The sequence below is a fragment of the Streptomyces sp. NPDC097619 genome (assembly GCF_040302735.1).
In the GTDB taxonomy this organism is placed as follows: domain Bacteria; phylum Actinomycetota; class Actinomycetes; order Streptomycetales; family Streptomycetaceae; genus Streptomyces.
Genome location: NZ_JBEOSD010000221.1, coordinates 1 through 10,240 on the forward strand (window position 1 = coordinate 1; position 10,240 = coordinate 10,240).

The window sequence follows — 10,240 nt, forward strand, 5'->3', positions numbered from 1 at the left end:
AGGCTCGCCGAACTCCCGCTGGGCGGCACCGCCGTGGGCACCGGCATCGGCCGCGCCGCCCCACCACCGGTGTCGTCCGTCCGGCCCGCGCCTACTCCTCCGGGGGGAAGACCGCTTCGCCCGAGTCGCGCAGGGTGATGAGGATGGCTTCCACGGGGCAGCCCTCGGCGGCCGTCAGGACCGGTTCGCTCGCCTCGGTGTCGGGGGCCACGGGGTGCGACTGCCGGGCCGAGTCCAGCGCGAAGCCCTCCGGGGCGAGGGTGACGCACATGCCCGAGCCGATGCAGACCCCGCGGTCCACCTCCACGTGCCAGTGGTCCCCCATCAGGCCCCCGCCTCCGGCTGGTACCCGGCGGGCAGGTGGATCATCTTGTGCTCCAGGTACTCGCTCAGGCCCTCGGGCCCGAACTCCCGCCCCACGCCGCTGTTCTTGTAGCCGCCGAAGGGGCCGAGCATGTCGAGGCTGAAGGTGTTGACGTTGTAGGTGCCGGTGCGGACGCGGCGCGCGAAGTCCACGCCGTGTTCCACGTCCCCGGTCCACACGCTGCCGCTGAGCCCGAACTCCGAGTCGTTGGCGATCCGCACGGCCTCCTCCTCGTCCCCGTAGGGCAGCAGGCAGACCACCGGGCCGAAGATCTCCTCGCGGGCCACGCGCATGGAGTTGTCCACGTCGCCGAGGAGGGTGGGTTCCACGTACCAGCCCCGCTCCAGCCCCTTCGGGACCCCGCCGCCGGTGAGGAGCTTGGCCCCTTCCTCCTGTCCGAGGCGGACGTAGTCGAGGGAGCGCTGCTGCTGCCGGCGGGCCACCAGCGGGCCGATCTGGGTGGCCGGGTCCAGGGGGTCGCCGACCACCTGCGCGGAGGCGGCGGCGGCCAGGGCCTCGGCGACCTCCGCGTAGCGGCTGCGGGGGGCCAGCACGCGGGTCTGGGCCACGCACGCCTGGCCGTTGTTCATCCAGCCGGACTGGACAAGGCCCGGCACGGTGGTGTCGAGGTCGGCGTCGGGCAGGATCACCGCGGCGGACTTGCCGCCGAGTTCGAGGGTGACCCGGGTGAGGTTGCGGGCGGCCACCTCCATGACCCGCCGGCCCGCGGCCACGGAGCCGGTGAAGGCCACCTTGTCCACGCCGGGGTGCCCCACCAGGTACTCGCTGACCTCGCGGTCGGCGGGCAGCACCGAGAGCACCCCTTCCGGCAGCCCGGCCTCGCGGGCGATGTCGGCGAGGAGGTAGGAGTCGAGCGGGGACTCCGGGGAGGGCTTGAGGATCACGGTGGAGCCGGTGAGGAGGGCCGGTGCCAGCTTGGCCGCGGCCACGAACTGCGGCACGTTCCAGGGGATGACGGCGGCGACCACGCCCACCGGCTCGCGGCGCACCAGGATCGGCCCGAGGGCGCCCTGCCGGTGCTCCTCGTACGGGAAGTCGCGGGCCACGGTGATCGCGGCGTCGTAGACCATCATCGGCCCGAGGGCCTGGGCCAGCACGCTCCAGGAGTACGGGGATCCGTTCTGGGAGCTGATGGACCGGGCGATCTCCTCGTGCCGGACGGCGATGGCGTCCTTGATCCGCTCCACGACCGCGATGCGCTCCGCGAGGGAGGTCCGCGGCCAGGGCCCCTCGTCGAAGGCGCGGCGGGCGGCGGCGACGGCGCGGTCCACGTCCTCCCGGGAGGCGTGCGGGACCCGACCGATGACCTGCTCCGTATGGGGCGAGACCACCTCGATGACGGCGTCGCCCGCCGGATCGACCCACTCCCCGCCTATGAACAGCTTTCCGTGTTCCACGAGCTCGGTCATCGCTGCTGCCTCCTGCGGCCCGGCGCTTCGTTTCCTGACGCTGCTGCGGAAACTGATACCAGTTCCAGTTTCAGGAGTCCACGGCCGGGACGGAGATCCGACGACTGGTCAGAAAGGCCGAGACATGGTCGACTTGGGCTACTACTGCAACACGTTCTCGTGTGTCGCCGCGAGCGGCGCCCGGGGTCGTCGAGGAACAGCCGAGGAACCGTCGAGGCACAGGGGGCCGTCATGCCGCAGGAAGAACCCGGAGAACCGCAGGTCGCCGACCACGGCGGAGGCGTGTGGAGCATCCGGGTGCCGATCCCGGACAATCCGCTCGGCCACACCCTCGTCCACCTCGTGGAGACCGACCGGGGCCCCGTCCTGATCGACACCGGCTGGGACGACCCGGACTCCTGGGACACCCTCCGCGCGGGACTCACCGCCCTGGGCACCTCGGTCGCCGAGATCCACGGCGTGGTCATCACCCACCACCACCCCGACCACCACGGCCTCTCCGGCAAGGTCCGGGAGGCGTCCGGGGCCTGGATCGCCATGCACGAGGCCGACGCGGCCGTGGTCCGGCGCACCCGCTCCGCCGAGCCGGGCGTCTGGCTGGACTACCTCGCCGTGAAGCTGGCCGCCGCGGGCGCCCCCGAGGACCACCTGGCCCCCCTGCGGGCCGCCCGCGAGTCCGGCCGGATGCGGACCCTGCCCGGTCTGCGCGCCGCCCTCCCCGACCGGGAGATCGTCCCCGGCGACCTGCTCCCCCTGGCCTGCCGCCGGCTCCGGGCCGTCTGGACCCCCGGCCACACCCCCGGCCACGTCTGCCTGCACCTGGAGGAGGAACACCCCGCGAACCTGCCCGGCCACGGCCGCCTCTTCTCCGGGGACCACCTGCTGCCCGGCATCACGCCCCACATCGGCCTCTACGAGGACCCCGACGACACCACCGTCACCGACCCGCTCGGCGACTACCTGGACTCCCTGGAACGGATCGGCCGGCTGGGCCCCGCCGAAGTCCTCCCCGCCCACCAGCACCCCTTCACCGACGCCCCGGCCCGGGTCCGCGCCCTCCTCGCCCACCACGAGGAACGCCTCGCCGGCCTGCAGGCCCTCCTCGCCGCCCCCCTCACCCCCTGGCAGCTGGCCGAGCGGATGGAATGGAACCGGCCCTGGGCGCAGATCCCGTACGGCTCCCGCAACATCGCCGTCTCCGAGGCCGAGGCCCACCTGCGCCGCCTGGTCAAACAGGGCCGCGCCGAACCGGTTCCGGGCACCGACCCGATCACCTACCGCGCCCTCTGAGGGCCCCGCCACCGACCGACGGCACCCGCCGGAACCGGGCCCCCGCGCCCCCGCCCCGCCCTCGGGCACCGGGGCCCGGCCCCCACGGGCCGGTACAGTGGCCCGGTCGTCAACCCTTCCGTTCCGGGGAAAGCCGGTGTGAATCCGGCGCTGACCCGCAACCGTGAGCCGCCCCCGCGGCGGCCAGCCGGAACGCCCGGTACGGAGGTACACGGCTCGCGCCACCGCCCCCGGTGGCCGGCACCGTCGAGGAATACGGAGCCGGAGCCCCGGTGCCCCGTGTGCCCGCTCCGCTCCCCAGCAGGAGAGGCACCCGCCCCCCATGAACGTCCGCCGCAGCGCCGCCGCGCTCGCCGCATCCGCCGTACTCTGCGCGGCCGCCGCCCCCGCCGCCCTCGCCGCGCCGTCCCCGGCACCGCCGGTCCCCTCGGGCCTGTACGGCAAGGGCGACCCGACCTACGACGGCGTGTGGCGGCAGTCCCTGTCCTTCCTCGCCCAGTCCACCGCCGGTCTGCGCCCCGCCGGGCAGGCCGTGGACTGGCTGACCGGGCAGCAGTGCGCGGACGGCTCCTTCGCCTCCTTCCGGGCCGACGCCGCCAAGCCCTGTGACGCCGAGACCATGCGGGACTCCAACGCCACGGCCGCCGCCGTGCAGGCCCTGACGGCCGTCGGCGGCAAGGACGCCGTGGTCGCCAAGGCCGTGGCCTGGCTGAAGGCGGCGCAGAACGAGGACGGCGGCTGGGCCTACAGCCCGGCCCCGGGCGCGCCCAGCGACGCCAACTCCACCGGCATCGTCGCCGGTGCCCTGGCGGTGGCCGGGCAGCAGCCCGCCGCGGTGAAGTCGAAGGCCGGCAAGACCTCCTTCGACGCGCTGGCCGCGCTCCAGTTGACCTGCCCCCAGCCGGGCGTGTCCACCGCCGCCGACCTCGGCGCCTTCGCCTACCAGCCGGACAAGGCCGGGAAGCTGGCCGCCAACGCGGACGCCACCGCGGCCGCCGCCCTGGGCGTGCTCGGCAAGGGTCTGGTCGTGGCCGCCCCGACCACCGACGTGCCGGTCACCCCCGCGAAGCCCTCCTGCGGCAAGGCCCCGGCGGACGCCGCGCAGGCGGCGGCGGGCGCCGCCGGTTACCTGGACGCCACCCTGGCCAGGACGGACGCGCACCTGATGTCGGCGATGCCGGGCGCCACCGACCAGCCGGACGTCGGCAACACCGCCGACGCAGTGATCGCGCTGGCCGCCGGCGGCCACAAGGCGGCCGCCGCGAAGCCGCTGGCCTGGCTGGAGAAGAACGGCGCGGCCTGGGCGAAGACGGCCGGTCCGGCCGCTTACGCCCAGCTGGTGCTGGCCGCGCACGCGGGCGGCGCGGACCCGCGCGCCTTCGGCGGCACCGACCTGGTGGCCGCGCTCGGCACCCAGGGCCCGGCGCCCACCGAGACCGCCGTGGCCGGCGACGCGAACGACGCCGTGCAGGAGAACGACGACGAGGGCCTGGGCTCCGGCCTGTGGTGGATCATCGGCGCGGGCGCCGCGGCCGGCATGGGCATCGGCATCCTGATCAGCGGCCGCAAGCGGAAGCGGCAGTCGTGACCGCGCGCCGCCGCCCGGCCGTCCTGTCGCTGCTCCTGGCCCTCGGGGTGCTCCTGACCCTGGTGGGCGCGGGGCCCGCACTGGCCGCCGGGTACCGGTACTGGTCCTTCTGGGAGGGTGCGGGCGGCCAGTGGAAGTACGCCACCCAGGGCCCCTCCCTGGCCCGGCCCGCCGACGGCGAGGTGGTGGGCTTCCGGTTCGCGGTGAGCGCGGACTCGGCGGACGCCTCGAAGCCCCGGGCCGCCGCGGACTTCGCGGCGGTGTGCGCGGACACCCCGGCCCGCCCGGACCACAAGCGGGTGGCGCTCGTGATCGACTTCGGCGAGCCGTCGGACGCGCCGGCCGGGGAGACCCCGCCGCAGCCGGCCCCGCGGACGGCCTGCGCCTCCGTGGCGCCGTCCGCCTCGGCCGCCGAGGCGCTGGCGGCGGTGGCGAAGCCGCTGCGGTACGACAGCTCGGCGATGCTCTGCGCGATCTCCGGCTACCCCCGGAAGGGCTGTGGGGAGCAGGTCTCCGCGGAGTCCCCGGCCGATCCCGCGGCCACCCCGGCCCCCCGGGCGGAAGCCGCCGGTGAGGAGGACGGCGGCGGGCCCTCGGTGGGCCTGGTCGCCGGGATCGCCGCGGTCCTCGCGCTGGGTGGGGCCGCCTTCTGGCAGTCCCGCCGCCGCTCCTCCCGGTGACCGCCCCCGCCGGACCCGCCCGCCGGCGGCCCCCGGGTCCCGGCCCGGGCGGGCGGGGCCCGGCCGCCGCGGGTGCGGCCGGGACGGGTCCGGTGCGGCGGTCGCGGGCCTCCCGGTTCGCGGCGCCCGAGGCGGGACGGTCCAACGCCCTGCACGCCGGTGCCTGGTGGCTGTGGGCGCTGGGGCTGGCCACGGCGGCCTCGCGGACCACGAACCCGCTGCTGCTCGGCCTGATCGTGGGCGTGGCCGGGTACGTGGTCGCGGCCCGGCGCACCGACGCGCCCTGGTCGCGTTCGTACGGGGCCTTCGTGAAGCTGGCCCTGTTCGTGGTGGCGCTGCGGCTGGTGTTCTCGGTGGTGCTGGGTTCGGCGATCCCCGGCACGCATGTGTTGTTCAGCCTGCCCGAGGTGCCGTTGCCGGAGTGGGCGCAGGGGGTCCGCCTGGGTGGCACCGTCATGGCGGAGCAGTTGGTGTTCGCCGCGTACGAGGGCGCCAAGCTGGCGACGCTGCTGATCTGCGTGGGCGCGGCGAACGCCCTCGCGAATCCGGCGCGGCTGCTGAAGTCGCTGCCCGCCGCCCTGTACGAGGCGGGGGTGGCGGTGGTGGTCGCGATGACCTTCGCTCCGAACCTGGTCGCGGACGTGTCCCGGCTGCGGTCCGCCCGGCGGCTGCGCGGCCGTCCCACGGGCGGGGTGCGGGCGGTCCTGCAGATCGGGCTGCCGGTGCTGGAGGGCGCGCTGGAGCGCTCGGTGGCGATGGCCGCCGCGATGGACGCCCGCGGGTACGGGCGGACGGCCCGGGTGTCGCGCGGGGTCCGGCTCACCACGCACGTCCTGACCCTGGGCGGCCTGCTGGGGCTGTGCGCCGGGACGTACGGGCTGCTGGCCGCCGAGGGCGCGGGCTTCGGTCTGCCACTGCTGCTGGTCGGGCTGGTACTGGCGATGGCGGGGCTGCGGCTCGGCGGGCGGCGCAGCCTGCGCACCCGCTACCGGCCGGACCGCTGGGGTCCGCGGGCCTGGCTGGTGGCCGGGTCCGGGGCGGCCGTGGCGGCCCTGATGATCCTGGCGGGCGGCGCGGACCCGGAGGGTCTGCACCCCGGGGTCGTCCCCCTGGTCGCGCCCGGTCTGCCGTTGTGGCCCGCGGCGGCCGTGCTGATCGGGCTGCTGCCCGCTTTCGTCGCCCCCGTTCCCCCGGCCGCGCAGCGGCCGACCCGGTGAGGAGTCCGTTTCCGTGATCCGCTTCGAGCAGGTGTCCGTCCGGTACGGGGACGCCGCGGCGCCCGTGCTGAACGGCGCCGACCTGACCGTCCCCGAGGGGGAGCTGGTGCTCCTCGTGGGCCCGTCCGGGGTCGGCAAGTCCACCCTGCTGGGGGCGGTGTCGGGGTTGGTGCCGCACTTCACCGGCGGCACCCTGACCGGCCGGGTGACGGTGGCGGGCCGGGACACCCGGCTGCACCCGCCGCGGGAGCTCGCGGACGTGGTGGGGACGGTCGGGCAGGATCCGCTCGCGCACTTCGTCACCGACACCGTCGAGGACGAGCTGGCCTACGGGATGGAGTCCCTGGGGCTGGCCCCGGCCGTGATGCGGCGCCGGGTGGAGGAGACCCTGGACCTGCTGGGGCTGAACGAACTGCGGGACCGGCCGATCGCCTCGTTGTCCGGCGGGCAGCAGCAGCGGGTGGCGATCGGCTCGGTCCTGACCCCGCATCCGCGGGTGCTGGTGCTGGACGAACCCACGTCGGCCCTGGACCCGGCGGCGGCCGAGGAGGTGCTGGCGGTGCTCCAGCGGCTGGTGCACGACCTGGGCACCACGGTGCTGATGGCCGAGCACCGGTTGGAGCGGGTGGTGCAGTACGCGGACCGGGTGCTGCTGCTCCCCGGGCCCGGGGAGCCGCCGGTGCTGGACACCCCGGACGCGGTGATGGCGGTGTCCCCGGTGTTCCCGCCGGTGGTGTCGCTGGGCCGGCTGGCGGGCTGGTCCCCGCTGCCGCTGTCGGTGCGCGACGCCCGGCGGGTGGCGGGACCGCTGCGGGACCGGCTGGTCGCCGCCGCGCCGTCGACGCCCCTCCTCTCCGGCCCCTCACCCCTCCCCTCTTCTTCTCTCCCCTCTTCTTCTTCCGTTCCGGCCTCCGGTGCCCCCGCGCCCGGCGCCCCGCTGACCCCGGAAGGTCCGGCTCAGGCCGGGGCGGGGGCGGGCTCCGGGCCGGCGGCCCGCCTGCGGGGCCTCCTCGGCCGGCGCCGCGCCCCCGGCGCTCCCGCCGCCGCCCTGCCGGAGGCGGCGGAGGCGGTCCGCGCCGAGGGCCTGGGCGTGCGCCGCGGCCGGGCGGAGGTGCTGCGCGGGGTGGACCTGACGGTGGCCCGCGGCGAGGTCGTGGCCCTGATGGGTCGCAACGGCGCCGGGAAGTCCACCCTGCTCTCCGCCCTGGTGGGGATGCTGGAGCCGGCCACGGGCTCGGTGCTGACCGGTGGCGCCGTCCCGCACCGGACCCCGCCCGCCGAGATGGTCCGCCGGGTGGGCCTGGTGCCCCAGGAGCCCCGGGACCTGCTGTACGCGGACACCGTGGCGGCCGAGTGCGAGGCCGCCGACCACGACGCCGGGGCGGCGCCGGGCACCTGCCGGGCGCTGGTCACCCGCCTGCTGCCCGGGGTCGGCGACGGGATCCACCCGCGGGACCTGTCCGAGGGGCAGCGGCTGGCCCTGGCCCTCGCGCTGGTCCTGACCGGGCGCCCGGCCCTGCTGCTGCTGGACGAGCCGACCCGGGGCCTGGACTACGCGGCGAAGGCCCGGCTGGTGACCGTCCTGCGGTCGCTGGCCGCCGAGGGGCACGCCATCGTGCTGGCCACGCACGACGTGGAGCTGGCCGCCGAGCTGGCCCACCGGGTGGTGATCCTGGCGGGCGGGGAGGTGGTCGCGGACGGGCCCACCGCCGAGGTGGTGGTGTCCTCCCCGGCCTTCGCCCCGCAGGTGGCGAAGATCCTCGCGCCGGGCCACTGGCTCACCGTGCCGCAGGTCGCGGCCGTCCTCGGGGAGGAGGCGTGAGCGCCCCGTCCGCGGGGCGGCTGCGCGCGGTCCGGATCGGCCCGCGGGGGGCCGTGGCCCTGCTGCTGGTGAGCGCGATCGGGATCGCCGGGTTCGGTTGGCCGCTGCTGGCGGACTCCCGGTCCGCGCTGCTGGGGCACGCCCAGGACGCGCCGTGGCTGTTCGCGGCGCTGCTGCCGCTGCTGGTGGGGGTGGTCGTCGCGACCATCGCCGACGACGGCGCGGACGCCAAGGCGGTGGCCATGCTGGGCGTACTGGCCGCGGTGGGGGCGGCGCTGCGGCCCCTGGGCGCGGGTACGGCCGGTCTGGAGCCCATGTTCTTCCTGCTGGTGCTGAGCGCCCGGGTGCTCGGTCCGGGGTTCGGGTTCGTGCTGGGCGCGGTCACGATGTTCGCGTCGGCGCTGCTGACGGGCGGGGTGGGGCCGTGGATGCCGTTCCAGATGCTGTCGATGGGCTGGTTCGCGCTGGGGGCGGGGCTGCTGCCGGGTGCGGGGCGGCTCCGGGGCCGGGCGGAGCTGGCGATGCTCGCGGCGTACGGCTGCGCGGGGGCGTTCGGGTACGGGCTGGTGATGAACCTCCAGGGGTGGCCGCTGATCGCGGGCCTGGCGAGCGGGGTGTCCTTCCGGCCGGGGGACGACCTGGCGTCGAACCTGGCCCGGTTCGTGGCGTACTACCTGACGACCTCGCTGGGCTGGGACCTGGGGCGGGCGGTGACCACGGTGGTGCTGACGCTGACGCTGGGCGGGACGGTGCTGCGGGCACTGCGCCGGGCGACTCGGAAAGCTGCGTTCGACGCGCCCGTGGCCTTCGATTCCGGGGGGAAAGTGGCCCGGGACACACCCAAAAAAGGGGTATAACCGGTCACTGGGGGTGAGATCCGGGGCCTCCGACGGTGAGCCGCCCCACAGGACCTACGTCACATACGAACCGGGCTAGTAGTCCTTCGGCGTTCCGCTCACACCCCCTTTACGCCAGCCGGCGCCTGGGCGGGACCCCGGGGGCGGGGAGGGGGGTCGAGGGGCCCCCGGCTCCGATGGCGGGTAGTAGGAGGGGTCGTTGCCGGCGGCGCCGCGGCCTGGCTAACTGGTTGATGTCGCAGGGCGGCCCGGGTTCCTCACCCGCCGCCGACGAACCCCTCTCCACCGCGTGAGTGGCTCACGCATGTCTCCGGCATGCCCCCGCGATCGACCCTGTCCCCGACGAAAGGTTCCTTTCGTGTCCGTCTCCGTCATCCGTCGCATCACCGCTTCGAAGAAGGCCCTCGCCGGCACCGTCGTCGGCCTGACCGCCGTCGGCAGCATGCTCGCCGCGGTCCCCGCGCAGGCGGCCCCCATGGACGCCAAGTCCATCGCCCGCCAGATGATCCCGGACGCCGCCCAGTTCGCGGCCTTCAACAACATCGTTTCGCGTGAGAGCGGCTGGAACCACACCGCGACGAACTCTTCCTCCGGTGCGTACGGCCTGGTCCAGGCCCTGCCGGCCTCGAAGATGTCCTCCGCCGGTTCCGACTGGAAGACCAACCCGGCCACCCAGATCAAGTGGGGTCTGGACTACATGAACTCCCGCTACGGCAGCCCGGTCGGCGCCTGGAACTTCTGGCAGCAGAACCACTGGTACTAAGCCGTATACGGCGCGGCTCACCGCCGCACCGTCCGGTACCGAGCCGTACCCCTGCGGCCGCTGCCGCTGGTACCGAGCACGTACCGATTGCCCGCGAGGCGGGCCCACAGCTTTCGAAGGCCCCGGTGGCCGGCCTCCCCAGTGTCCGGGTCGCCCCCGCCGAGGGCCCCGCCCTCGTGGACACCCCCGGCGCCGACGTGATCCTGATCGACGGGCGCCGCGACCTCCC

The 10,240-nt window shown here is 75.6% G+C and carries 9 protein-coding genes and 1 pseudogene; 8 read left to right on the plus strand and 2 right to left on the minus strand.

Going from position 1 to position 10,240, the window contains the following annotated elements; translation table 11 throughout:
* Window positions 1-91 precede the first annotated feature (91 nt).
* Both ABTZ17_RS34255 and ABTZ17_RS34260 read right to left on the minus strand, forming a co-directional pair.
* Window positions 92-325 (minus strand): ferredoxin, encoded by a 234-nt coding sequence (locus ABTZ17_RS34255; protein ID WP_352199715.1) that lies wholly within the window; start codon window positions 323-325, stop codon window positions 92-94.
* Window positions 325-1,794, minus strand: coding sequence for an aldehyde dehydrogenase (locus tag ABTZ17_RS34260; protein WP_352199716.1), 1,470 nt, complete (start codon window positions 1,792-1,794; stop codon window positions 325-327). Before ABTZ17_RS34260 ends, ABTZ17_RS34255 begins: the two co-directional genes overlap by 1 nt.
* 231 nt (window positions 1,795-2,025) lie before the next feature.
* On the opposite strand from ABTZ17_RS34260, the gene ABTZ17_RS34265 reads away from it, so the two are divergent.
* From ABTZ17_RS34265 to ABTZ17_RS34300, 8 genes and pseudogenes are all read left to right on the plus strand, one after another.
* A complete protein-coding gene (locus ABTZ17_RS34265) occupies window positions 2,026-3,084 on the plus strand; it encodes a Strvi_7410 family MBL fold metallo-hydrolase (protein WP_352199717.1) in 1,059 nt (352 codons plus the stop codon).
* Window positions 3,085-3,406: 322 nt separating this feature from the next.
* A complete protein-coding gene (locus tag ABTZ17_RS34270; RefSeq protein WP_352199718.1) occupies window positions 3,407-4,672 on the plus strand; it encodes an SCO2321 family membrane protein in 1,266 nt (421 codons plus the stop codon).
* Window positions 4,669-5,352 (plus strand): SCO2322 family protein, encoded by a 684-nt coding sequence (locus ABTZ17_RS34275; protein ID WP_352199719.1) that lies wholly within the window; start codon window positions 4,669-4,671, stop codon window positions 5,350-5,352. The genes ABTZ17_RS34270 and ABTZ17_RS34275 overlap by 4 nt, the downstream gene beginning before the upstream one ends.
* 92 nt (window positions 5,353-5,444) lie before the next feature.
* Window positions 5,445-6,569, plus strand: coding sequence for an energy-coupling factor transporter transmembrane component T family protein (locus ABTZ17_RS34280; protein ID WP_352199720.1), 1,125 nt, complete (start codon window positions 5,445-5,447; stop codon window positions 6,567-6,569).
* 13 nt (window positions 6,570-6,582) lie between these two features.
* Window positions 6,583-8,391: an ABC transporter ATP-binding protein gene (locus ABTZ17_RS34285; protein ID WP_352199721.1), complete on the plus strand. Its 1,809-nt coding sequence runs from the start codon at window positions 6,583-6,585 to the stop codon at window positions 8,389-8,391.
* Window positions 8,388-9,248 carry an ECF transporter S component gene (locus tag ABTZ17_RS34290; protein ID WP_352199722.1) on the plus strand — a complete coding sequence of 287 codons (861 nt, stop codon included), beginning with the start codon at window positions 8,388-8,390 and terminating at the stop codon, window positions 9,246-9,248. Before ABTZ17_RS34285 ends, ABTZ17_RS34290 begins: the two co-directional genes overlap by 4 nt.
* Window positions 9,249-9,606: 358 nt before the next feature.
* Window positions 9,607-10,011 carry an aggregation-promoting factor C-terminal-like domain-containing protein gene (locus tag ABTZ17_RS34295; protein WP_502994962.1) on the plus strand — a complete coding sequence of 135 codons (405 nt, stop codon included), beginning with the start codon at window positions 9,607-9,609 and terminating at the stop codon, window positions 10,009-10,011.
* Window positions 10,012-10,145: 134 nt separating this feature from the next.
* Window positions 10,146-10,240, plus strand: a pseudogene (locus ABTZ17_RS34300) (DNA-binding response regulator); the annotation flags it as partial.